Origin of the sequence: Butyrivibrio sp., from assembly GCF_017433805.1 — a bacterium.
Taxonomy (GTDB): domain Bacteria; phylum Bacillota; class Clostridia; order Lachnospirales; family Lachnospiraceae; genus Butyrivibrio.
Window position 1 is genome coordinate 30,588 of sequence record NZ_JAFRGN010000043.1, and the last position, 24,676, is coordinate 55,263.

Below are 24,676 nucleotides of genomic sequence, written 5' to 3' on the forward strand. Positions count from 1 at the left end.
TCGTTATTTCCTTTAATACTTATCTAACTGCTCATCTCAGCAATTTTACTATCAAATATAACCTTAAATTACATCATGTACTAGATGGCATTTTTAACCATTTTTCTGTTATCACTGGAAGCAAATAGAATAAAATCACACAAATAGCCATAACCAGCAGCGGTTTAAACCACATGGCAGGCGTATGAATAAGGCCTTTTTGCGAGCATAGATCAATCACTGCGATCAAGAGTACATGATAATAATAGATATTTGAGGATGCTCTCCTTCCAATCTTCCAGGCAAAGCTTCCTAAAGGCATGTCGCACTCTGATAGGAACAAAAGGCTTACAACTATCATAAGAGATCCAAAGTGTACCTCTTTATTGCCATAGATTTCTATTTCCACCGCTGTAAGAACCACACCTGCTATAAGGCCAGCAAGTGCCTTTAATCTGGTACTTTTTTGCCAGCTCTTTTTATCTGCGTCAGCAAGTATATCCACCTTGCTCCTGATGTAATCGGAAAACAGTACACCAATGAGAACAAAAGGTATTCCCACAAACAGCCAGTTCCTCATTACGTACCAGGTACAGATATTGATTCCAAAGGGCCTAATTGGATAATAGGTCTGAAGCAGCATTCCAAGGTATAAAAAGAATAGGAGAATCGCTATAAGCCCCTTGTACCATTTCCTCAGAACTTTTGCAAAAATGCAGATCAGCAGATATACATAGATAAGTGCAAATAAGAACCACATGTGATCAAAGGTATATGAGCCGTCATAGATAAATCTGCCTGAGTTGTACAGGATAAAGTTTGATAGCTCTGTCAGATTAAACTTACTGGTAAGCCACTCGAGAGGTGCCATCTGATCTCGAAAAACATTGATGATAAAAGAATATACAAGATGGATAAGGTAAACAATTCCAGTAACCTTAAGTAGTCTCTTTAAAGCTCTTATTGCTCTAAAGCGAATATATCCAGGCTCATCATTTGATGAATCCAAAAGATATCTTCCTGAAACTGCAAAAAAATAAGGTACCGCAAATCTGGCCAGGGCATCCATCACCTGACCAAATTTTCCCGGAAACCTTGTATGAATTGTTATAACTGCCAGGCATGCAATAAATCTGACAGCATATAAGAATTTGTTTTCTTTCATGTATTTACTCTGCGGTTGCTCCTATTGTAGAGAACTGACCAGCCTCCTGCGTAGTAACTATTACACCATCTCCCTCTGGAATCTCTCCATGAAGAACCTGCAGCATAACATTAACTCTGTTATTAGCTCTCTCGTAGTACTGAGATGCTAGCATCTCACTGTCTTCATCAAACACACCGTCATAAGCCTGATGATAGCTCTCATTGGCCATCTGCATATAATCTGCAGCCTCTGCAGCTATATCTGAAATACCTGAAAACTCCTCTGGAATAGCTATTGCCGCCATCATCTTGTACGCTTCATTCATCTCATCAAGATATCCCAAAAGCTCGTACTTGGCTGTATCTGATGATGTATCAATATTGTTCATAGAATCATCAAGGCTTGAGAGCTTGTCATAGAACTCTGTCATACTAGCCTTGTAATCGTCAAGCTCCGCAGAGCCCTTCTGTCCGCATCCGGTAAGTGCAAATACCAGAACGGTCATAATAATGGTCAAAAAATATGCTTTACTTCTAAACAACTTGTGTCTCCTAAAATCAGTCAGAATATTTGGAAGCCGCCTTAAGTCTTGTAAGAGCTCTTGCAAGTCCCGCCTGAGACTTTTTAAACTCTTTGATAGACTGCTTCTGCTGAAGATGCTCCATAGCAAATTCGTATGCTTCCTGAGCTCTTCTCTTATCAATATCTTCAGGTCTCTCAACCGTATTAACTATTACTATACATCTATTATTGGCAACCTGAACAGACCCAAGACTTACAACACCGTAAATCCATTCTCCGCCAGGCTTCTTGATCTTGATGACACCATCATTAAGAGCAAGGATCATCTCCTCATGCTCCGCAAGAATGGCAAGTTCACCATCATCCAGAGGAAGAACAATCTCTTCTGCTCTGTCATCATAGAACACACCGTTAACAGATATTACCTGAAGACCAAAGGTTGGAACTTTTCCCTCACTCATATTTATGCCTCAATCTGCTTAGCTTTCTCAACTACTTCTTCTATAGTACCAACGTTAAAGAAAGCTGATTCAGGATAAATGTCCATCTCACCATCAATAATGGCCTTGAAGCCCTTAACCGTCTCAGCAAGAGGAACGAATTTACCTGGAATACCTGTAAACTGCTCAGCAACATGGAATGGCTGAGATAAGAATCTCTGTATCTTACGAGCTCTGTGAACTGTAAGCTTATCTTCATCACTAAGCTCTTCCATACCAAGAATAGCAATAATATCCTGAAGCTCTTTGTACTTCTGCAGTATCTCCTGAACCTTCATTGCCGTCTCGTAGTGCTCTTTTCCTACAATATCCTCTTCAAGGATTCGGCTGGAGGATTCAAGCGGATCAACAGCCGGATAGATACCCTGCTCAACAATCTTTCTGGATAAAACAGTAGTAGCATCCAGATGAGCGAATGTAGTAGCAGGTGCCGGGTCTGTAAGGTCATCCGCAGGAACGTAAACAGCCTGTACGGAAGTTACAGAACCAAGTCTTGTTGAAGTGATTCTCTCCTGTAATGAACCAAGGTCTGTAGAAAGAGTTGGCTGATAACCAACAGCTGAAGGCATTCTGCCAAGAAGTGATGAAACCTCTGAGCCTGCCTGAACAAATCTGAAAATATTATCAATGAAAAGCAAAACGTCCTGATGCTTAACGTCTCTGAAGTATTCAGCCATAGTAAGACCTGTCTCAGCAACACGCATACGCGCTCCTGGTGGCTCATTCATCTGTCCAAACACAAGGGCAGTCTTACTGATAACGCCTGACTCTGTCATCTCTGACCACAGATCGTTACCTTCTCTTGAACGCTCTCCTACACCTGTGAAAATTGAATATCCGCCATGCTCAGTCGCAATATTCTGAATAAGCTCCTGGATAAGGACTGTTTTGCCAACACCAGCACCACCAAAAAGACCTATCTTACCACCCTTGGCATATGGAGCCAGAAGGTCGATTACCTTGATACCTGTTTCCAGAACCTCTACTACAGGGCTCTGATCAACAAGCTTGGGTGGTTCTCTGTGTATCTGCCATCTCTCGGCATTTTTTACATCGCCTTTATTATCAATAGCATCACCCAGTACGTTAAAGAGTCTTCCCAGAACCTCTTCTCCTACCGGAACACTAATAGGGCCACCAGTTGGATAAACTGGCATATCCTTGCAAAGTCCTTCACTTGGAGATAACATGATGCAGCGTACTACATCATCGCCTATGTGCTGGGACACCTCCATAACACGCTTTTTGTCATCTACATAAACTTCGAGAGCATCGCTGATATATGGAAGTTCGCTATTCTCAAATTTTACATCTACTACAGGTCCCATGACCTGTACTATCTTGCCATTATTCAAGACTTTTCCCTCATCTTCTCGTTTCATCTATGATTTTCGCATCCTGGCCATGCATTTCCACCTTGGGAGTTTTCTGCATTTTAGCCATCTTGGCTCTTTTAAGCGCCTTAGCTCCACTGGCTACCTCAGTTATCTCCTGAGTGATCATCGCCTGTCTCTGCCTGTTATAGGTTCTCTGAAGAGCGTCCAGCATCTTGGCTGCATTCTTGTTGGCTGAATCCATAGCCATCATTCTGGAACTCTGAACTGAACAAAAGGCTTCTACAAGAGCGCCGTAAATATATCCTGTGACATAGTTTGGAACAATATTATCCAGAATCGCTGAAGGACTTGGTTCCATAAGGAATTCTTCCAGCATGGTACCTGGAGCTGTCTTCTCCTTCTGAATATCTGTAATGATTTCAAGTGGCAACAGCTTTTCATATCTGGTCTCGCAGACATTTCCATGAACTGTGGTATAAATACAGTAGAATTCATCTATCTCTCTGCGATAGTAGTAATCCAGAATCTCAGCTGCTATTTTCCTGGCTCTGTGAAGAGTAGGATTCTGAGAAGTGAACATGAAAGATTCCTCAATATCCATATTTCTGGACAAAAAGTGAAATCTTCCAACTTCTCCTATAACGAACAGTTTCCACTTGTCACCATCTTTCTGGATGTGTTCCTCAGCAAGCTTGATAACGTTATGGTTATAAGCACCTGCAAGTCCCTTATCATCAGTAAAGATGATGTATCCTTTTCTCCTGTCCTGCTCCGGAATATCAAGCCTTGACTCCAAGAAGATATTCTCAACTCCCTCAGGAAGATGTCTGACTACTCTTGAAATCATTGCCTGAGTGGAAAAGAAAAATGGCTCAGTATCATTAAGCATTTTCTTGGCTTTACGGAGCTTGGTTGAGGAAATCAGATACATGGCATTTGTAATTTTTCTTGTATCGTTGACGCTGTTTATGCGGTCACGAATTTCCTTGATATTTGCCAATTATCAGACCTCTGTTTTCTGATGTATCATTGCTTGTTCTTATGCAGTTCTTCTACTTCTTCTTTGAGCTTTTTGTTCTCGACGTCCATAAATTCATCGACAGCTTCTATGATTCTTCTCTTAAGCTGATCTGACATCTCACCGCTCTTCTCAAGCTCTTCACAGATATCTCCCTTTTCTGTGTTAAAGAATTCAAGGAGTCTGTTCTTGTAGCCTCTTACCTGATTAACAGGAATCATATCAAGTCTCTTGGCTCCAACTGCAACAAGAATTATAACCTGTTCATGCATTGCAAGAGGATGCTCAAGTGGCTGTTTGAGAAGCTCCATCAAGACATTACCATGAGCAAGCTGATTCTTGGTGGTCTCATCCAGATCAGAACTAAACTGTGTGAACACCGCCATTTCTCTGTACTGGGCAAGGTCAACTCTGATACTGCCCGCAGCCTTCTTCATGGCTTTAGTCTGAGCCGCACTACCTACACGGGATACGGACAGACCAACGTTTACGGCTGGTCTCATTCCTTCAAAGAACAGATCGCTTTCAAGGAATATCTGTCCATCTGTAATGGAAATAACATTGGTAGGGATATATGCAGATACATCACCTGCAAGTGTCTCTATGATCGGAAGCGCTGTAATGGAACCTCCACCAAGTTCTGATGAGAGTTTACTGGATCTCTCAAGAAGTCTTGAATGCAGATAGAATACATCGCCTGGATAAGCCTCACGACCTGGTGATCTCTCAAGCAAAAGAGAAAGTGCTCTGTAAGCAACAGCATGCTTGGACAGATCATCATATACAATAAGAACATCTTTTCCCTGATACATAAAGTACTCAGCCATAGCTGTTCCGGAATAAGGTGCTATGTACTGAAGAGGTGCTGTATCAGATGCTGTAGAGCTCACAACGATTGTGTACTCCATAGCTCCTGTCTTTTTGAGTGTCTGTACTATCTTGGCTACAGTAGATGCCTTCTGTCCTATAGCTACATAGATACAAATAACATCCTTGCCCTTCTGGTTAATGATGGTATCGAGGGCTATAGATGTCTTACCAGTCTGTCTGTCGCCGATGATAAGCTCTCTCTGTCCTCTTCCAATAGGGAACATGGTATCAATAGAAAGAATACCTGTCTCCATAGGCTCATTAACTGACTGTCTCTCGATGATACCAGGCGCAGGTCCCTCAACAGGTCTGTATCCTGACTCCTTGATATCACCCTCTCCATCTATAGGAGCGCCAAGTGCATCAATTACTCTTCCTATAAAGGCTTCACCAACAGGGATACCTGCCTCTTTGTAGGTTCTGACTGCTCTGGTGCCCTGTCTGATTCCTGTATCATTACCAAAAAGAATACACCCAATATGATCATCTCTGATATCCTGGGCCATTCCCTTAGTACCATCTTCAAATTCAATTATCTCGCCGTAGAAAGCGTGGTCAATTCCATCGATATTGGCAATTCCATCACCAACCCATGTAACACTGCCAACCTCTCTATCCTCAACAGCAAGGTTAAAGTCCTCAACCTTGGTGCTGAGCATGGAAATGATCCTGCCAGTGTCATTATCGCCGCTCTTGCGTCTGAGATTATTTATTTCTGCGCGAAGCTGCCTTGCTCTGCCAATATCCGACCAGTCATACTCATAGTTCTTGCAGGATACAATAAAGCCGCCACCAATAGACTTATCTTCGCTGACCTCCAGCTCGATGTCTTCACCATCAAACTTCTTACGAAGCATGGCCTTTATTCCATCAATCTGTTCAGTAGTTGGAGCAGTGCTGGCATAGCGCAGTTTAGCTAAAAGTTTTTCACCCATTCTCTGCTCAAGCCTCATTTATAAACTTATCGTACAGTTCTCTATCGTCTTGTGTACTATGCTTGGTTGCCGCAATCTTGGATGCAGCATCAATAACCATGTCTGTGAGCTGAGCAGCATAAATCTCCTTGGCTCTCTCATTCTCAACCTCAGCGTTGTGCTTGGCCTCTGTAATGATCTGCTCACCCTTTTTCTTGGCATCATTAACAATGCGCTCGTACTCGTCATAGCCCTGCTTCTTGATATCAGCAAGAATCTGCTCTTTTTCCTCGTCAGCAAGAGCAATCTTCTCCTCATATTCTTTCTTGGTATCAAGAGCCTTCTGTGTCGCAATATCAGCAGCTCTGGTAGCCTCATCCACTTCTTCTTTTCTCTGCATGAGAACCTTATCTACTCTCTCAAACAGGAACTTCTTGAAGATCAGATAGAGAATAAGAAGATTAACTATGACACATATAATGTTTACTAAACTAAATTCTAACAATGTATTACCCTTCTTTCTCGCTGTCTGATCAAGTGAACAAAATCATGATAGCTACAATGAAGCCATAAATAGCTGTAGCCTCTGCAAGTGCACAACCTGTGATCAAAAGAGTCATGATCTTACCATTAGCTTCTGGCTGTCTTGCTACAGCGTCTGTAGCCTTAGCTGTCGCAACACCGATACCAATACCTGCACCAATACCTGTAAATACCGCAATTGCTGCTCCTAATGCTGTTAAATCCATTACTTTACCTCCGTTTTTGAGTTTTTATATTGTGGTACTATCACTCTACTGCTTCGTTAATGTAGAGAGATGTTAAAAATACAAATACATATGCCTGAATAAGTCCATCAAAAATATCAAAGTACAGACAGAATGGAACTGGCAGAACAACCGGCAGAACCATCTTGATAAGCTCCATGATAACTGTGGCACCGATGATATTACCAAAAAGTCGCATACACAGTGACAGAGGTCTGATTGCAAGCTCCATGATATTCATAGGAAGAACGATAGCCATAGGCTTGGCAAAGCCCTTGAGCCAGCCCACAGGTCCTTTTTCTCTGATAGCTGCCACTTCAACAAGCGTAATACTCATAAGAGCAAGAGCTGCTGTAACGTTGATGTCCATAGTTGGCGGAATAAATCCAAGCAGTCCTATCATATTGGCTGCGCCGAGGAATAATAAGACACTTACGATATAATCAGTATATCTTTCGCCCTTTTCCCCAAGGGAACCTCCTATTATCTTCCTGATCCAGACAACAAAAGACTCAATAGCCGCCTGTCTCTTGGAAATATTATGAACTTTAAAATCACGGGTAAGAATTAGTAGAACAACCAAAATAATAGCCATTATGATCCACATGACCACAACTGACTCATAGATATCATATTTGCCATCCCCAAAAGGCAAATGAATGAAAGTCTTATCTTTTAAAAGAACTTCTCTTAGTAATTCTTTAATATCCATTTTATACCCCCATAGCAATCATATTCTATTATAAAAAAGCGTATGGGATTGTGCAAGATAAAACGGGGCTTTATGGCATTTTTTATATTCCCAAAAGCCCCTTATTTTTGTTTAATTAAAATACAAATATTTTCTCTTTTTTGGCATCGATTCTGAATACTATTTTATCAACAGTTTTACGGTCTTCTGTTATCTTAAGTGCAAGACCTTCGATAATAATTATAGTTCCGGCGAAGATCTGTTCTGTAACTACCGCTGTAGCTTTTCCGCCCTTCTCAACGTCTCCTTCAAGCTTTTCTTTCTTGGCTGACAGATACTTTATCTGCTGCTGTTTAATCGCAATCGCGGCATTGATCTTGATCTTAAGCTGCATAACCTGTGTGTTTCCAGAACCTATCTCCTGAAGCTTTTCTTTTTGCTTAAGCAGATTCTTAAGGTCTTCAGCCTCTCTGCTGATCTGCTTCTGTAATTCACTGTATTCTGCAAGAAGCGCAGTGTTTGCTCCAAGTGTGATTGTTGTCCTTGCTCCTGATACGTTTCCAATTTCAGCAGATTCAATTCCTATGAGGCTATAGGCCGTTCCACCGTATATAACACCCTGGCGGCCAAAGGTCCTGATCATTCCCCTGGCCTCTATAGTGCAGTTAATAAAATAGTTCGATGAGATATTGTTTCCCTTGATTGTAACTCCATCAAAGAACTTAGCTGTTATATCGCCTTTTGCTGTTATCGAGCCTCTGTTAGGACAGGTTGCACCACCTGCTATCACAACATTACACTTACTCTCTATTTCAGAGCTTTCCATGTGTCCGCCGATGATAATATCACCTGTAGCATGAATCTCACTGCCAGCATGGACATCACCCCTGATGAATACTACTCCATCGTAATTTATCTTATTATCAGTGATCTTGACTTCAGACATTATCAATATCTTCTTGATATAGATATCGCCCTCTTCCACACTGATAGCGCCACCGTACTTGGCTACATAGGTAACCCTGTCGGTCATGATCATGAATCCATCGCCCTTTAAAATAGGCACTTCCTTACCGTTTTGCGCTTTTACTATCTCGCCGTAAATATTGAATCCATCAACGCCTTTTGTGGCCTTGTGGTATAATGCCAGTTTATCTCCTACCTTTACCTGCTCTATCTCTTCAATGTTTGAAAAGTCAATGTTACCTTCTTCATCAACCTTGATCTCATTATTCTTTTCATAGTCAAAAAAGTATTCGTAATAGCCATCTTTGCCATTGATCACTTCTTTACCCTGTGCAGCAAGATATTTTTTCTTAGGCTCAGGGTTGGCAATAGCATCCTTGATAACTTTTCTATCTATACCGCTTCTTATCTTGAGCTTAAAAAAGAGCGTCATAATGGCATCTTCGGTATAATTTATTCCGTCTCTTCTAAGAGGAAGCATTAACCAGCATTTCATTTTATCTTCGGAAACAGAGATATACTGGTCTCTATTTTCGAGCATATCAGATAAAAGAGCCGTCTGATCTGATACGCCTCCAGTTCTGTCAAGGATACTTCCTTCCAGAGAATCATCAGCAATAACATTCTGCAACTCTCCAGACAGTATCTTTTTTCTGATGCGATACATATCCTTGGCTGTATACATCATTGAAGAATATTTAGATACATCAAGACTCGCTTCAATACCAAGCCTTATTTCACGCATCTGATCAGCCTGATATAATGGCTTACAGTATGGTGTTACATCTATCTGATGCTCCAGTCCCAGACGCATTTCGCGCATCTGCATCCAGTTAAAGGCAACATCAGCATACTTACCTACATCTATTCCCTCTTCCAGACCAAGTCTTATCTCTTTGATCGCTTCACCTCGCATATCAGCGGTCATGAAATCGTCGATAGGAAGATTCTTCTTAAGCGCCAGTCTTATCTGTTCAAGCTGTTCAGCATCAAAAAGTCTTTTAACATATCCATCAATATTAACGCCGTCCTTATGAGCCTGATGCATTTCTTCCAATATACTGGCTGTATATCTGCGAATGTCGGACTCTGTAAAGAAAAGTCCATCTTCAGCACTCTTTCTGGCAGCCCTCATCTTCATATATGGAATATCCAGCATCGCATAAGGAGAGATGTCAATACCTGCCTGTAGGCCCTTCCTGATTTCCCTCATCTGAAGAGAATCGAATGCCGGATCCTGGAAAAAGATAATAGGCACACTATTATCCTTGGCAAGTCCATGTCTTATTTCTCTCATCTGATCAGCCAGATACACCTTTTTGGCATAAACAGATACATCGAGTCCATCAACAATTCCTCTTCTTATCTGATAAAGCTGCTGATTATCAAAGCCTTTCTCTCGATACTCAGACATATCTATGCCCTGAGACATTTCAAGGCGCATTTCTTCCATATCCGTCCAGGAAAGCTTAGGATTCAGATACTTATTTACATCAACATTTTTATCCTCAAGGCCTTTTCTTATCTCAGCAAGCTGGAGCGCATTAAAACCAAGGCTACGCAGCTTTTCAACATTAGCGCCCAGCCCCTTACATAATTCCAACTCTTTTTCCAGAGCGATTTCACTTAACGATTCGAGTCCAGAATAGATATTCAATTCGTTAATAAGATCAATATCTTCGATATCCATCAAACGCTCCTTCATTAAAATGGATACAGTATTACACAGTAATTTTATCACTATGTTGATTATCACTCAACGCTATATCGGAACACAAAAGCACCCTAGCCCGCATATAGACTAGGGTGCAGTATATTTATTAAGTTATTATAAAGCAAATTTTGATACAAATTCCTGGAGTTCCTGCGCATTGTCAGCAAGTTTGTCTGATGCTTCCGCAACTTCATGGGTAGAAGCTGTCTGCTCCTCTGATGCTGCCGATACATTCTGAGTTTCATCAGCAACATTTGTACTCATATCTTCAATCTTACGGATATTATCTGCGATTGTCTCTGTTCCATCAGACAACTGGCTTACAATCTCACTCATTCTCTCGGACTGTTCTGAGATTGAATATACCATGTCTACAATATTACTAAAGGTATTACCGGCTTCATTTACGGTCTCAGTACCCTCAACAACGTTCTGTGCTCCGACACGCATGGCTTCAACAGCCTCATCAGAATTCTTCATGATCTCAGCAATAAGCTCAGTAATCTTGGATGCAGCCTCATTAGACTGATCAGCCAATTTGCTTATCTCACTGGCTACTACCGCAAAGCCTTTACCCATTTCTCCCGCTCTTGCAGCCTCAATGCTGGCATTAAGAGACAAAAGATTTGTCTGGCTTGCAATCTCAGCAATAGTATCAACAAAGGTATCAATGTTCTTGAGTTGTTCTCCAAGAGCTTCTACGACAGTTGCTGTATTTTCAACAGATTCCTTGATAGAACCCATCATATTTGTAGCGTTGGTCATATCAGCAGCACCCTTGCTGGCCGCCTCATTAGTGCTTTTGATCATCTCAGTTGTTCTGCCAATAGCATCCTGGAATTCCTGCATGTTATTAACAAAGGTCTTGGTCTCTTCACTGGCACCTGCAACTGCCGTAATCTGTCCAGAACAGGACTCTGCAACATTAGTACAGGAATTGGCAACCATCTCACTGGCCTTTGCAGACTGTGAAGCACTTGCAGAAAGTTCTTCTGAAGCAGACGCAACATAAGCTGTTGTATCAGAAATCTTCATCATAAGGTCTCTGATATTTGTATGCATGAGATCAAGAGCAACAGCAATCTGGCCAATTTCATTCTTTTCTCTTGCAGGAAGCTTACGAACTTTATCCATTGCCTCTGTATCAGTAAAGTCATTATTGGACATACGAACCATCTGATCTGTAGCCAGTATAAGTGGGCTTGTAATTCTCTTACCCATATATACAGCGATAGCTATACCAATGATCAAAAGAATAATAGTAACAACAATACAGCTCGTGATAGTTTTGGACAGGGCTGCAGACGCATGCTCATTATATGTGGCAGTAAGGGTATCTATATAATCTACCCATACTCCGGTACCCATAACCCAGTCAAAAGGCTCAAAGTATGCCGTATAGTTTATCTTAGGCAAAGGTTCAGTCTCGTTTGGCTTGGCAAACATAAGGTTAGTGTATCCGCCACCATCCTGCATGCCATTCTTAATCATTTCCTGAATAAAATAGGTTCCATTTGGATCTACACTATCCCATCTGGACTGACCTTCTGTGTCTCTTCCAAGAAGAACTACATTTACACCCTTAGAAGTATCAACCCAAAAATAGCCAGATCCGTCATTATACTTAAGCTCTCTAATAATATCTGCAGCTTCTTTCTGAGCTTCTTCCATGGTCATCTCACCAGCTAAGTATCTATCATACATTACCTGGCATATACTCATAGCTTCCTGAGTCTCGTTCTTGAGCTCAGTCATTATATCTTCCTTAAGTCTGCTCTGATAAGCTTCTGTCTGCGATGCGTTTGTACTGATAGTACTATAGATGTTGAACCCTGCAATAGATATGGCAGTGATCACAACAGCAAGAAAAATAGATCCAACGATAGGTAACATTAAAGAACCACGTTTTTTATCCATAATGACTATCCTTCCCCGATACTTTAACGATATATCGGCATCTACCTTTAGAATATATCACACTTCAAAGTATTAAAACTTAGGAAAAAACAAATATATTATTAAGAAAAAATAAAGAAAAAAAAGAGCTAGAACCCTTCTGGATTCTAGCCCTTTATTAAAGTCTAACTAAACAAATTAGTTCTTCTTGTTCTCGTTGTAAGCTCTCTTAGCTTCCTCGAGACCAGCCTTAAGACCAGCGAGACCAGCCTTAGCAACCTCTGCAGATGTCTCTGCGAGCTCCTTAGCGATTACCTGAGCCTTCTCAGCAGCTTCCTTAAGCTTCTCCTTTGTCTCGTCATCTACGAATGCCTTTGTAGCATCCTCGCACTTGTCGCACTTCTTAGCAGCCTTCTCAGCGATAGCAGCCTGAGCAGCAGCAAGTCTAGCAACAGGTACACGGAATGGTGAGCATGATACATAGTCAAGGCCAATCTTGTGGCAGAACTCAACTGATGAAGGATCTCCACCGTGCTCTCCGCAGATACCAACGTGAAGTGATGGGTTAACTGGCTTACCAAGCTTGAGAGACATCTCCATAAGCTTACCAACACCTGTCTGGTCAAGCTTAGCAAATGGATCGTTCTCGAAGATCTTTGTATCATAGTAAGCATTGAGGAACTTACCAGCATCATCACGTGAGAAACCGAATGTCATCTGTGTAAGGTCGTTTGTACCGAAGCAGAAGAAGTCAGCTTCCTTAGCGATCTCATCAGCTGTAAGAGCAGCTCTTGGGATCTCGATCATTGTACCAACTTCATACTCAAGCTTAGCGCCTGCAGCAGCGATCTCAGCATCAGCTGTCTCAACAACTACCTTCTTAACATACTTAAGCTCCTTAACCTCACATACAAGAGGAATCATGATTTCAGGCTTAACGTTCCAATCAGCATGTGCCTTCTGAACTTCAAGAGCTGCACGGATAACAGCCTTAGTCTGCATCTTAGCAATTTCAGGATATGTAACTGCAAGACGGCATCCTCTGTGACCCATCATAGGGTTGAACTCGTGAAGTGAGTTAATGATAGCCTTGATCTCGTCAACGCTCTTGTTCTTTGCGTCAGCAAGCTTCTTGATCTCGTCCTCTGTTGTAGGTACGAACTCGTGAAGTGGTGGATCAAGGAATCTGATTGTAACAGGGCATCCCTCAAGAGCCTCATAAAGAGCCTTGAAGTCGTTCTGCTGGTAAGGAAGAATCTTCTCAAGAGCAGCTTCTCTCTCTTCTACTGTATCTGAGCAGATCATCTCACGGAATGCAGCAATTCTGTCTTCCTCGAAGAACATGTGCTCTGTACGGCAAAGACCAATACCCTCAGCGCCAAGCTCTCTAGCCTTCTTAGCATCAGCAGGTGTATCAGCGTTTGTACGAACCTTAAGCTTTCTGAACTCATCAGCCCAAGCCATGATACGTCCGAACTCACCAGCGATCTGAGCGTCAACTGTTGCGATCTGACCATCATAGATGTTACCTGTTGTACCATCGATTGAAATGAAGTCTCCCTCGTGGAACTCTTTGCCACCAAGTGTGAACTTCTTGTTCTCTTCGTCCATGTTGATATCGCCACAACCAGATACGCAGCACTCACCCATACCACGAGCAACTACGGCAGCGTGTGATGTCATACCACCACGAACTGTAAGGATACCCTGAGCAGCCTTCATACCTGTGATATCTTCTGGAGATGTCTCAAGTCTTACAAGAACTACCTTCTCTCCTCTTGCAGCCCAATCAACAGCGTCATCAGCTGTGAATACGATCTTACCGCAAGCAGCTCCAGGTGATGCACCAAGACCCTTTCCGATAGGTGTTGCAGCCTTAAGAGCAGCAGCATCAAACTGTGGGTGAAGAAGTGTATCAAGGTTTCTAGGATCGATCATTGCTACAGCTTCTTCTGGAGTCTTGTGTCCCTCATCAACGAGATCGCAAGCAATCTTAAGAGCAGCAGGAGCTGTTCTCTTACCGTTACGGCACTGAAGCATATAGAGCTTCTTGTTCTCAACAGTGAACTCCATATCCTGCATGTCATGATAGTGGTTCTCAAGAGTCTCACAAACCTTGATGAACTCTGCGTATGCTTCTGGGAACTCCTTCTCCATCTGAGCGATTGGCATAGGTGTACGAACACCAGCAACTACGTCCTCACCCTGAGCGTTGATAAGGAACTCACCCATAAGCTTATTCTCACCTGTTGCAGGGTCACGTGTGAATGCAACACCTGTACCAGACTCATTATTAAGGTTACCGAATACCATAGGCATTACGTTAACAGCTGTTCCCCATGAATATGGGATATCGTTATCACGACGATATACGTTAGCACGAGGGTTATCCCATGAACGGAATACAGCCTCGATAGCAAGCTTAAGCTGCTCTACTGGATCTGAAGGGAAGTCCTTGCCAAGCTGATTCTTGTACTCAGCCTTGAACTGCTCTGCAAGCTCCTTAAGGTCAGCTGCTGTAAGGTCAACGTCAAACTTAACACCCTTCTTCTCTTTCATTGCATCGATAAGCTGCTCGAAGTACTTCTTACCAACTTCCATAACAACGTCTGAGAACATCTGGATGAAACGACGATATGAATCATATACGAAACGCTCGAATGCAGGATCAGGATTACCCTTGATCATTGCTGCAACTACGTCATCATTAAGACCAAGGTTGAGGATTGTATCCATCATACCAGGCATTGATGCACGAGCACCTGAACGAACTGATACAAGAAGTGGATTCTGAAGATCGCCAAACTTCTTGCCGTTAATCTCCTCCATTTTCTTAACGCCTTCCATAGCCTGAGCCATGATCTCGTCGTTGATCTTACGACCATCCTCGTAATACTGTGTGCAGGCCTCTGTTGTGATTGTGAAGCCCTGTGGTACTGGAAGGCCAATGCTTGTCATCTCTGCAAGGTTAGCACCCTTACCACCGAGAAGGTTACGCATTGTCATGTTACCTTCGCTGAACATATAAACCCACTTGTTCGCCATGTTTTCTACCTTTCCTGTCGCTCCTCTAAAAAGCGACACCTTTCAATATTGTGCATTATTTATATATAATCACATTTTGGGCCCATTCAAAGGAATGAAGCTATCAAATATGAATATATCGAAATTCTTGCGAGCGCGCTCAAGATCTTCCTCGCTCTTGATAGTCCAGGCAGCGGCAACGTTGCCATATACGCGTCTGCAAATTCTTCTGGACAGGTTACTTGCGTACTTGTGATTGTAAGCAACAAAGTCCGGTCTGGTAATACAGTTAAATAACAGATTAGTAAGAATAAAATACAAAGGTCCCTTGAACTCCTCAGGCTTGTCCTTGTGGAATTCATCTGAGAGCTGGCCTCTGAAAACCTCTGGCCTGTTCTTCCTATACCATCTGACACCCAATGGATTAAAGGATTCTATACAGTAAACTCCCTTGTAGTTACTAAGGAGTGCATCCACTTTTGGACAAACTGACAAATCTTTTAATTCTATTTTGAGTTCGACGATAAGAGGAATTGTACCATTTACCATTTTGAGAAACTCCTCAAATGTTGGGATTTTCTCATCAGAATCAAGTAAATGAAACTCTAATAGTTCCTCGTACGTATAATCGATTACTTTGCCTTTTACTCCAAGGCTTCCATCTGGGTTTCTTACTGCATCTGCAGGAATCTGACCCTCTGGATATCTGGCAATCCTTGCCAATGTAAAATCGTGGAAAATAACTGGAACCCCATCCTTGGTAAGCTGAACATCACATTCGATGCCGTATCCAGCCTCTACAGCCTTTCTGAAGGCTGCCATTGAATTCTCAGGTGCATCGCTCCTATTGTCATGTAGTCCCCTATGAGCATAAAGCACCCTGGTAAATGGTTCTCTAGAAGGTTTGTTCACCAATCTAGGCATAATCATAAGCATGTAGACCACGCATATAATAAGAATAATTAAGCCAACAATCTTAAGAACTAACATCAAACCACTTCCCAAATTCAATATACTGACAAACGTTAAAATTCTAACGGAGTTTGTCCGCTAAATATTTTACAGCCTTAATCCGTATTACGCAACTAAATTTTCTATGAATTACGAATATTAGATATAGATATGAAATATTATATTAAACACCTTTATTTATTTAGAGCCAGATCCATCAATTCCCAAAGCTCATCATCTGTAAGATGCTTTCTGACCCTGAGGATCAGGTGAACCTTGTTTCCTCCTGCTCCCTCCTGAAACATTCTCTGCCACTTATAGAAATGTGGTCCATCGCCATGGAACCTTACAAAAGACATAAGTCCCTTCATAACATAGTAAGATTGCCTTATATCAGCTTCGCAGTCATTATCAAAAAAGCCATCAAAATCCCCATGCTCATGGCTTCTCATCTTGTCGTAACCGGCAAGAAAAGCCTGTGCTGCAAGACCTGCTTCGTAGAACGCAGTCAGATAATCAGGCTCTCCTTCCCTATCCTGCCCCTGAGAGATACAGTCTATGACTTTCTCTTTCTGGTCATCATCAGTTCCCACTTTATCCGAGGCATCAACAAGACATGCATCCATAGACTTTATTGCATAAAGTGCGCCAAGATAGCTGTAATAAAGATATTCAACCTGCCAAACAAGAGTATCCTCCAGTATCTGTCTGGTGCTTTCAGGAAGCTCAGCCAGTACCTGCCTGCACTTTACAAGGTATTCCTCGTAGCCTCTCTGGGCGGGCTCTATAACATCTCTGTAAGCCAGTAGCTGCTCTCTAAGTGTCTTCTTGTCAGAGAACCAAAGCCACTCATCTGCCGCCCTGGTGCCACTTGGATTCTTTTTATCAAAATCCGTGATAAATCCTGTTGTCAGAACCCTGGCTCCATGATGTGCAAACTGTTCTCCTGAATGATCATCCTCATTGGGTCCATAAGATGGACTGTACCCTGGCCACAGCTGGTACAGTTCCTGTATCTGCGCAAGATGGTCATCCGCATAGTAATTCTGACAGTACTCTGATAAATGCGCATTAACATATTCAGGTGCTTCTCCTGCCAAGGCTTCCTCATCCGCCATAAGAGGTTCTCTCCACATTCTGGCGATAAGGTCAAGTATATAAGCATGAGGCTTAACATTTGAGCAGTTGATTATCCAAAAATCATCTGCTCCTACCTCATAGACGTTCGTCAGCTCTTTTACCACAAATTCAGGTGAGTTTGGAAGCATAGTCATCTGCGCAGCCGCCTGAAGGTCGTAAAAGGATGCATGATAATAGATTCCATGCCTGCCAGCTGCCCCATTCTCAGGAAGCGCATAAACTCTTGGATTGTGATTGCCCTGACGCCTTGAAACCATCTTGCCAAAGCCATTATCTGCCCAGATAAATATTACATCCTCTGGAATATCCAAAAGTCCCTTTTTGTACAGCTCCATGGTCTCACCGTAAAGGTTACTGCAGCATACGGCTTCACTGTCATAAGCCTTGACCAGATCATACTGCTTGCGGATGAGACTACTCATGAGCTCTCCACGCTTCTCATCAGAATCGTAAGCTGGATCATCGGCCCAGAATGGCCTGTCTCCCTGTCCCCTAAAGCCAAGATTCCATATAACCTTACATTCCTTCTGATCTTCTATTGCTTCCTTCCATAGTCCCTCGAACAGCTCAGGATATCTGTCATAGGAAGCCTCAAGCTCCGGATATGCTCTTGCAAACATTCTGGCACCAAGTGGCTCTGCATGATGGTGGGTTATCCATAAGCCGTAGTCAGCTGCTAGTTTCTTATATATGTGTGCATTAAAATCCGTGCCTGGGATAGTCATGTTGCCGCCAAGTCTTAATAGCGTTTCAAAAGCCATCTCCCAGGGCCTGTTGTCATCCTTATCTTTTTTCCAGCCATCGAACAAAACTTCATCGTTAATAAACCATCCTCTGAATCTCACACTGTAAGGCTTTGCTTCAAAGTGATAGTCCTCTGGAACCTCGTATCCTTCACGCTTTTCAAATATCTGCTCGTTCCAGAACCAGAATTCATTTACCCCAAGGAACTTCTTACTGATATGGTAGATTCCATAGACAAAGCCCAAGTCATCAGAAGCAGATATCTGCACTTTGTCAGAGAAGGCCGTGATCACATAGCACTCGCCAACTACAGCATCATCCTTTACAAAAGAAATATCGATGCCCTCTTTATCTGATTCAAGACAGGTACAGATAATGTCTCTCCTAAGAGCATCCGCAGCTATCTGCACCGGCTTATGTCTTGGAACATCTATAAGTTTAGTATTGTATGTGATCATAAGACCTCCTGACCTTTCGGACCTTTAAATCTGTACATCTATCGTAACACAAAAATGTAGTCAGACACCTACGCATCTGACTACATTTTACATCATATATTTAATCAATCATCTACATCAAAGTTCTCAATAAGTTTTTCCTTCTTGGGCGGCTTAACATCTCCATGTTTAACCATCAGCATCGTGCAGAATGAAAGTGCGGAGAATATAAACGCATAAGGGAAAAGAGTTTTATAGGAAACATGCTCTAGTAAAAATCCCGAAAAAATTGGTGTGAACACCTGAGCTGCCATGGAAAACGTGTAGTAGGTTCCTGTAAATTTACCTATATCTCCCGCTTTACTCATCTCAACAACCATAGGATAGGAATTAACATTTATAGCTGCCCAGCCAATACCAACCAGGGCAAAAAAGATATTGATTGAAGCCGAAAAATGAGGATACATGCCAGTAATAATGTAGCTCGCTCCCATGATCGCTATACCTATAAGGATTGTTTTCCTTCTGCCAATCTTGCTGGACACCATGGCAATCGGCACATAAGCCAGCGTTGCAGCGATGGTTGCCACCAAAAGACATGTAGCATAAGCATTATCATGAAGATTCCACACTTCTCCAACGAATCTGGAAAAGGCTGTTGTTACTGCGTTATAAGCTGTAAACCAAAGGAATACCGATACCAGAAGGAAAATAAGGCTTCTCTTTACCTCTTTGGGCATCATCTTGGTTACTGAGCCTTCCTCGAAGCTCTCAGTATTTTTGATACACTCAGCATCTTCTTCGTCATCAAAGGTATCTCCAAGAGAACAAAGTCCGCCTTCCTTGCTGATCTCATCCTTGATTTTCTTTTCCCTTATAGTTAATACCACGACTGCTACAGCAATAAGCATAAACAGAATAAGGCTGATCATAAGTGGTATGTAGTTAGTCTTGGCAGGATCATCAGCTTCCTTGAGAAGGAGCTTGATCATTACAAGAATATAGATACCTCCAAGTGTACCCATGAGATTGATAATGGCATTAGCTGAACTTCTGCATGGAGCAGGTGTAAGATCAGGCATCAGAGAAACTGCTGGTGATCTGTATATTCCCATTGCAATGAGAAGGAATAAGAGCACTGCCACGAAAAATGCAAGACTACCACTTGGCCTTGCAACAACAATAAGGATAGTTAAAAGAAATGTAGCCAGAACGGTTCCGATAATGATGAAAGGCATTCTTTTACCGATTCTTGTATTAGTCCTATCTGAGACAGAGCCAAACAAAGGCAAAAGGAAAAGCGCAAGCACATTATCCAGCGCCATAACTACTCCTGTAAAAGTTTCCCCCAGATTAAAAGTATATTTTAGTATCTTAGGAATCTCGTTGTCGTAGAACTGCCAGAATGCGCAGATAGACATGAAGGCAAATCCGATGAGTATAGTTCTTTTTGTGTTAAGTTTCATCCCCAAATCCCCCTAGATTCTTTATATAGTAATACTACTACAAAATAAAGTATGATATAATGTCTTTTGTACAATATTTTGAAAAATTTTAAGGGGTTTTTTATGTCTTTTACCGTATTTGCAGATGGATGTGCCAATCTGCCACAGAAAATAGCTGAAGAAATCGTAATTCTTCCATGTAATTACCTTGTAAATGGCACTCAGAATACTTATAGTGGCGACATTGATAATTTCGATGGACACACCTACTATGAGGGTCTTAAGAATGGCGATCTTATTCAGACCAGCCTTCTTAATACACAGCTTTTTATTGAGCACTTTACTCCTTACGCTCAGGAAGGTAAGGATATTATCTATATTTCTATGAGTTCAGGAATCAGTGGAACCTATAATGCTGCCAGAATCGCTGCTGATGAGCTTATGGAGGAATATCCAGACTGCTTTATCCATATCGTTGATTCACACGGCTGCGGCTTTGGTAACGGAATACTTGCTCTCAAGGCTGCAGATCTTGCAAGAAAAAATATCAGTGCCAGAAACGCTGCACAGATTCTGGACGAGGCTGTTCCTCATGCCTGCCAGTACTTTACTGTAGACGACCTTAACTTCTTAAAGAGAACAGGCCGTGTAAGCGGAGTTACAGCTAACATCGGAACTATCCTTAACATCAAACCCATTCTTTTTGGCGACAGCACAGGTCATATCATCTCCTGCAATAAGGTCAGAGGCCGCAAGAATGCTATTTCAGAGCTTGCCAAGAAATATGCCGAGAAGCGCATGGAGGATGAGAAGCAGATTGTTTTCATCTCCCACGGTGACTGTCTTGATGATGCCAATAAGCTTGCCGAAATGGTAAAAGAGATTAATCCACGTGCCCAGATCACAATCTGCATGCACGAGCCATTCTCCGGAGCCCACGTAGGACCTGGAATGCTTGGTCTCTTCTTCTGGGGCAAGGAAAGATAACGAAAAGGTATACTCCAAAAGCCGAGAGATTAATATGCGCACCCAATCCTCCGATGATTGTTCCAATCAAATCGGATTGGTCGCACATATTTAACCTCTCGGCTTTTTCACTTATACCTTAGATTGTATTATTCTCTAGCCATATTTATTGGCTTATCAGTCAGTCCTCTATGGATCTACAGATTATGAATCAAATCGTTCATAACATCCCAATTCATCTGTACAAGAAGCTCTTTAAGTTTGTCTACTGTATCATGATCTTTTTGGGGGAGCTTGTACTCTTTTAAACTATCAAGAATTACTTCTACTGCATCGTAATCCATTTTAGGAATATATTCTTTAAGGGCATTGTACGCATCTATAAGGTCTTCTGGAGCGATTTCTTCATGTGGTGTTTCTTCTAAGTTTTCAGCTACCACAGACAGCTTAGCTTTGTAACTGGAATAAAGCTGAAGAAGCTTATCATTATTATCTCGTATAAAAGCGATATCTTTCTTCTCTCCTGCTTCTTCGAGGCTACGAGCAAGGTCCGAAAGCTCGTATGCGCCTATTATTCTTGATGTACTCTTAAGTGCATGAACCTTGATCGTGTAGCTGGTCAGGTCATTTTTATCGAAAGCTTCTTTTATTTCTGCCAGCTTATAATCTATGGAACTGTAAAAAGTATTAAGAAATTTCAGAAACGCCTTGGAGCTACCACAAAAATCAAGTCCCTCTTTTATAGATATACCATCAATATTCTCCAGAATTTTAAGTTCTTCTGGAATCTCTTTTCCGTCTCCTATCATTTATAAATTCACACCTTAAATATGTTTTATCTATTTACAAAGAATTTGCTGATAGTATTTACTATCTCAGCCTTTCCGCTGGTCTTGAGAATATAGCCCTCTGGCTTGAGGGACAGAACACTCATAACGCTTTCCTTGTCATCCTTACCCGTAAGGAATATTACGGGAATGCCCTTGGTCTCTTCGTCACTTCTGAGCATCTCCAGAACCTGTGGTCCATCGGTAACAGGCATCTCATAATCCAGAAGTATCAGGTCAACCTTGTTACTACCAAGCCATTTGATAGCACGAAGTCCCGAGTTAGCCATTGAAACCTTGTAGGTATCCTTGATCCATTCTCTTACAAGACCCATGTAGTTAGGATCATCGTCAACGATAAGAATACTCTTTTTCATCTCACCTTCAGCAACCAGATTGAAGTAGAGGCTGACATCCGAAATGAAAGCATTATAGTCAAGAGGTCTGGTGAAGGCTTTGAATATGACATGTGGAGGGAACATATCTATTGCCTCCTTGGTATCGGTCATATCTCCTATAAGCGCAAGCTGCTTGTTATAATCTGACAGCTTGTCACGAAGGAACGTGGCAACTTCTCCTGCAATATGCTCACCCGCCTCCATGTAATAGATGACAAGGCCACTATCTGCCCACTCTTTATTTATAGCATTTACATTGGTGGATGAAAAAACAGCAGTTATCCCGGCATCTTTAAGCTTGCCCATAAGTACCTTAATGATAAATGTCTCTTTTTCGCCTATAACCAATATCTTGTTTGAACCAAAAACCATTGGTTGCCTCCATCTCTCATCAGGATTCATTGATACTGTCTTAAGCACAATGCCACGTACATGTTATCATTATATCATTTGTCAATTATCAATGCCATATCATAGACCTTGAATCTATGATATTTTCGGGCACTAATTCTAAATTTTCAATGTACTGGGTGAACTTCTGCATCTGATGGAAGGCCCTGATCAGACAGATTATCCCTATCCATGAACCTTGCAAGTATCGAATAAACTGCTGCTCTATTCACAGCTTTACCTGCATCAGCTGGGTCAATGTCTATTAAACCAAGCTCGATTGCTCTTTTTGCATAGCTTTCATACTTTTTATTCTCAAGCCTGCGAACCAAAAACTGAGATAGTTCTTCGTATGTCACAGCATCATCCGGCCTGAACACAAGCTTGGAATAGGCATTTCGTCCGTAGGTATCATAATCTATCAGATTATTTTCTATAAGTGCCTGAACATAGCCCGAAATCCACTCATCAACCTGGATATCTGCAAATATCTTTTTGTAGGGCCTGACCCCCGCCATCCTGAAGGCGTTAAACATCACCATCAGAAGCTGTCCCCTTGGCATCTGATCATAGGGGTGAAGGTACATAACGCAAGGATCAAGAAGGCAATACTTAAATGCCTTGCGTATTCTCTCATATTCAGGGATTCCCTTAATATCCAGATATGGCGGCTCAATATCAAATATGCTCGGGCCTGGTAACTCCTTGGGAAGTGTTTTGGTGTCTGAATCCGGAAGAAAGTCTCTACAAAATGGACCACTAACCCCGTCCCCCTGGTCCATTTGTTTCTTCATGTTTTCTACAAAAAGGCTGCATATGAGTACTGCGCCATATTCATTGGTATGGGTTATGTCTCCCGGCATAAAATAATCCCTGGCCTTATCACCAAGCTCTACCCATTTATCAAAGGTCATCCTGTGAAGGTCAATAAAACATACATTAAGCTTCTCGGCTACATCTCTTGCAGCATCAGCGTGAGCCTGTAAAAGAGAGTAGTGCCTTGGCATAGATAAATCCTTGGACTCCTCCTTGCTCAGTTCAAGCGGGATACGGCTTATGGGTGAGCATATGATCGGCTCAGCGCCTTTATCTCTTGCTTCTATAACAAATCTTCCAAGGTTATCTGCATAGCCTCCATAGGCTGATAAATTTCTTCTTTTCTGGTCATTGTGTCCAAACTGCATTATAAAGAAGTCACCTTTTTTCATGAATTCCTGGCAGATGGCGTAGTGTCCGTCATCCCTAAAGCAGTTAGATGTCATTCCAGAATGAGCCAGATTACAAACCGCATCCTTTCTGACGTATTTGTTAAGAATCTGCGCCCAGCCTGCGCAGCTACCATATGGATAGTAAGGAATTCCCGCATTCTGATCAGTGAGTGTTGAGTCACCTGCAATCCAAATGACCGGCACATCCTCTTTTGAAATATTTACTTCTAAGTCCTCTTCAATATCCGCCTCATCAGCTCCTGCTATGCTGACATATATACTCTTATCATTTATTCTATCTGCCATAAGAGCTGGAATATAGGGAAATACAGCCTGATAAAAAGATATATGATACTCTTCACCCTTTTTGATGCAGATATTTCTATCAATCATGTTTCTTCTTCCTGCAAAAAGAGTCAGTTCAGACAGCTCTTTTACCCTAGCTGAAAGAGTAACCTCCACCCTATAAGTTCCAAATTCAGGCACGCTAAAGCTTCTGACTATAACATTTCTGTTCCTTGAATCAGACTTTACGCCTTCATCGCTCAGGAGCCTTCGCTTATTCCATCCGCCATTAAAAAGTGCTGTATATGAATCCGTATCTTGCACGCTTATCTGCTTACATTTTGTTTGCTCTGTCATAACTTCCCCATTTAAAATACATTTTTCATTACTACACAATAGTAAACTCTTTGTCATATCTTTGAAACTCAGTTTTACAAGGTTTCTTCCTATTTTCATCCATATTCTTTTTTTGTTGCAATTAATAGAAGATTCTCATATAATACGAACTGTTGCAAAGGATAGATTTTTAATAAATATGTG

At 41.8% G+C, this 24,676-nt stretch carries 19 protein-coding genes; 1 reads left to right on the plus strand and 18 read right to left on the minus strand.

Annotation, left to right across the window (positions count from 1 at the left end; genetic code table 11):
• Positions 1-73: 73 nt before the first annotated feature.
• The 15 genes from IJI01_RS11065 to IJI01_RS11135 all read right to left on the minus strand — a co-directional run bounded on the left by IJI01_RS11065 (position 74) and on the right by IJI01_RS11135 (position 20,083).
• Positions 74-1,144, minus strand: coding sequence for an acyltransferase family protein (locus IJI01_RS11065; RefSeq protein ID WP_292190142.1), 1,071 nt, complete (start codon positions 1,142-1,144; stop codon positions 74-76).
• Between the two features lie 4 nt (positions 1,145-1,148).
• Positions 1,149-1,667 (minus strand): LptM family lipoprotein, encoded by a 519-nt coding sequence (locus tag IJI01_RS11070; protein ID WP_292190144.1) that lies wholly within the window; start codon positions 1,665-1,667, stop codon positions 1,149-1,151.
• 16 nt (positions 1,668-1,683) lie between these two features.
• The gene (gene atpC, locus IJI01_RS11075; RefSeq protein ID WP_292190147.1) at positions 1,684-2,109 is read right to left on the minus strand and encodes an ATP synthase F1 subunit epsilon; all 426 of its coding nucleotides are present in this window, start codon (positions 2,107-2,109) and stop codon (positions 1,684-1,686) included.
• Between the two features lie 2 nt (positions 2,110-2,111).
• Positions 2,112-3,503, minus strand: coding sequence for a F0F1 ATP synthase subunit beta (gene atpD / locus IJI01_RS11080; RefSeq protein WP_292190341.1), 1,392 nt, complete (start codon positions 3,501-3,503; stop codon positions 2,112-2,114).
• 10 nt (positions 3,504-3,513) lie between these two features.
• The gene (gene atpG, locus IJI01_RS11085; protein ID WP_292190149.1) at positions 3,514-4,485 is read right to left on the minus strand and encodes an ATP synthase F1 subunit gamma; all 972 of its coding nucleotides are present in this window, start codon (positions 4,483-4,485) and stop codon (positions 3,514-3,516) included.
• A gap of 26 nt (positions 4,486-4,511) precedes the next feature.
• A complete protein-coding gene (gene atpA, locus IJI01_RS11090) occupies positions 4,512-6,308 on the minus strand; it encodes a F0F1 ATP synthase subunit alpha (protein ID WP_292190151.1) in 1,797 nt (598 codons plus the stop codon).
• A 7-nt stretch (positions 6,309-6,315) separates the two neighbouring features.
• Complete coding sequence (locus IJI01_RS11095) at positions 6,316-6,792, minus strand: ATP synthase F0 subunit B (RefSeq protein ID WP_292190153.1); 477 nt, start codon at positions 6,790-6,792, stop codon at positions 6,316-6,318.
• Positions 6,793-6,820: 28 nt separating this feature from the next.
• Positions 6,821-7,036 (minus strand): ATP synthase F0 subunit C, encoded by a 216-nt coding sequence (atpE, locus tag IJI01_RS11100; RefSeq protein ID WP_013280552.1) that lies wholly within the window; start codon positions 7,034-7,036, stop codon positions 6,821-6,823.
• 40 nt (positions 7,037-7,076) lie between these two features.
• Positions 7,077-7,766: a F0F1 ATP synthase subunit A gene (locus tag IJI01_RS11105; RefSeq protein ID WP_292190156.1), complete on the minus strand. Its 690-nt coding sequence runs from the start codon at positions 7,764-7,766 to the stop codon at positions 7,077-7,079.
• Between the two features lie 115 nt (positions 7,767-7,881).
• Positions 7,882-10,401 carry a DUF342 domain-containing protein gene (locus tag IJI01_RS11110; protein ID WP_292190158.1) on the minus strand — a complete coding sequence of 840 codons (2,520 nt, stop codon included), beginning with the start codon at positions 10,399-10,401 and terminating at the stop codon, positions 7,882-7,884.
• A gap of 138 nt (positions 10,402-10,539) precedes the next feature.
• A complete protein-coding gene (locus tag IJI01_RS11115; RefSeq protein WP_292190160.1) occupies positions 10,540-12,342 on the minus strand; it encodes a methyl-accepting chemotaxis protein in 1,803 nt (600 codons plus the stop codon).
• 177 nt (positions 12,343-12,519) lie between these two features.
• Positions 12,520-15,366, minus strand: coding sequence for a pyruvate, phosphate dikinase (gene ppdK / locus IJI01_RS11120; protein WP_292190162.1), 2,847 nt, complete (start codon positions 15,364-15,366; stop codon positions 12,520-12,522).
• A 69-nt stretch (positions 15,367-15,435) separates the two neighbouring features.
• Positions 15,436-16,335, minus strand: a complete 900-nt coding sequence (locus IJI01_RS11125) for a glycerophosphodiester phosphodiesterase family protein (RefSeq protein WP_292190164.1) — start codon at positions 16,333-16,335, stop codon at positions 15,436-15,438.
• A 155-nt stretch (positions 16,336-16,490) separates the two neighbouring features.
• Complete coding sequence (locus IJI01_RS11130) at positions 16,491-18,638, minus strand: glycosyl hydrolase 115 family protein (protein WP_292190166.1); 2,148 nt, start codon at positions 18,636-18,638, stop codon at positions 16,491-16,493.
• Between the two features lie 104 nt (positions 18,639-18,742).
• Entirely contained in the window at positions 18,743-20,083 is a 1,341-nt protein-coding gene (locus tag IJI01_RS11135) for an MFS transporter (RefSeq protein WP_292190168.1), read from the minus strand.
• A 102-nt stretch (positions 20,084-20,185) separates the two neighbouring features.
• On the opposite strand from IJI01_RS11135, the gene IJI01_RS11140 reads away from it, so the two are divergent.
• The gene (locus IJI01_RS11140) at positions 20,186-21,049 is read left to right on the plus strand and encodes a DegV family protein (RefSeq protein ID WP_292190171.1); all 864 of its coding nucleotides are present in this window, start codon (positions 20,186-20,188) and stop codon (positions 21,047-21,049) included.
• Positions 21,050-21,225: 176 nt separating this feature from the next.
• Here IJI01_RS11140 and IJI01_RS11145 read toward each other — a convergent pair whose 3' ends face one another.
• The 3 genes from IJI01_RS11145 to IJI01_RS11155 form a co-directional block, all read right to left on the minus strand.
• On the minus strand, positions 21,226-21,837 hold the full coding sequence (locus IJI01_RS11145; protein WP_292190173.1) for an Hpt domain-containing protein: 612 nt from the start codon (positions 21,835-21,837) through the stop codon (positions 21,226-21,228).
• A gap of 26 nt (positions 21,838-21,863) precedes the next feature.
• A complete protein-coding gene (locus tag IJI01_RS11150) occupies positions 21,864-22,625 on the minus strand; it encodes a response regulator (protein WP_292190175.1) in 762 nt (253 codons plus the stop codon).
• A gap of 146 nt (positions 22,626-22,771) precedes the next feature.
• Positions 22,772-24,493: a GDSL-type esterase/lipase family protein gene (locus tag IJI01_RS11155; protein WP_292190178.1), complete on the minus strand. Its 1,722-nt coding sequence runs from the start codon at positions 24,491-24,493 to the stop codon at positions 22,772-22,774.
• Positions 24,494-24,676: the final 183 nt, after the last annotated feature.

Coding starts and splice junctions, on each gene's coding strand:
- IJI01_RS11065 (WP_292190142.1), bottom strand. CDS start 1,144: ATGAAAGAAAACAAATTCTTATATGCTGTCAGATTTATTGCATGCCTG.
- atpC (WP_292190147.1), bottom strand. CDS start 2,109: ATGAGTGAGGGAAAAGTTCCAACCTTTGGTCTTCAGGTAATATCTGTT.
- atpA (WP_292190151.1), bottom strand. CDS start 6,308: ATGGGTGAAAAACTTTTAGCTAAACTGCGCTATGCCAGCACTGCTCCA.
- atpE (WP_013280552.1), bottom strand. CDS start 7,036: ATGGATTTAACAGCATTAGGAGCAGCAATTGCGGTATTTACAGGTATT.
- IJI01_RS11105 (WP_292190156.1), bottom strand. CDS start 7,766: ATGGATATTAAAGAATTACTAAGAGAAGTTCTTTTAAAAGATAAGACT.
- IJI01_RS11110 (WP_292190158.1), bottom strand. CDS start 10,401: ATGGATATCGAAGATATTGATCTTATTAACGAATTGAATATCTATTCT.
- IJI01_RS11115 (WP_292190160.1), bottom strand. CDS start 12,342: ATGGATAAAAAACGTGGTTCTTTAATGTTACCTATCGTTGGATCTATT.
- ppdK (WP_292190162.1), bottom strand. CDS start 15,366: ATGGCGAACAAGTGGGTTTATATGTTCAGCGAAGGTAACATGACAATG.
- IJI01_RS11125 (WP_292190164.1), bottom strand. CDS start 16,335: ATGTTAGTTCTTAAGATTGTTGGCTTAATTATTCTTATTATATGCGTG.
- IJI01_RS11130 (WP_292190166.1), bottom strand. CDS start 18,638: ATGATCACATACAATACTAAACTTATAGATGTTCCAAGACATAAGCCG.
- IJI01_RS11135 (WP_292190168.1), bottom strand. CDS start 20,083: ATGAAACTTAACACAAAAAGAACTATACTCATCGGATTTGCCTTCATG.
- IJI01_RS11140 (WP_292190171.1), top strand. CDS start 20,186: ATGTCTTTTACCGTATTTGCAGATGGATGTGCCAATCTGCCACAGAAA.
- IJI01_RS11145 (WP_292190173.1), bottom strand. CDS start 21,837: ATGATAGGAGACGGAAAAGAGATTCCAGAAGAACTTAAAATTCTGGAG.
- IJI01_RS11150 (WP_292190175.1), bottom strand. CDS start 22,625: ATGGTTTTTGGTTCAAACAAGATATTGGTTATAGGCGAAAAAGAGACA.
- IJI01_RS11155 (WP_292190178.1), bottom strand. CDS start 24,493: ATGACAGAGCAAACAAAATGTAAGCAGATAAGCGTGCAAGATACGGAT.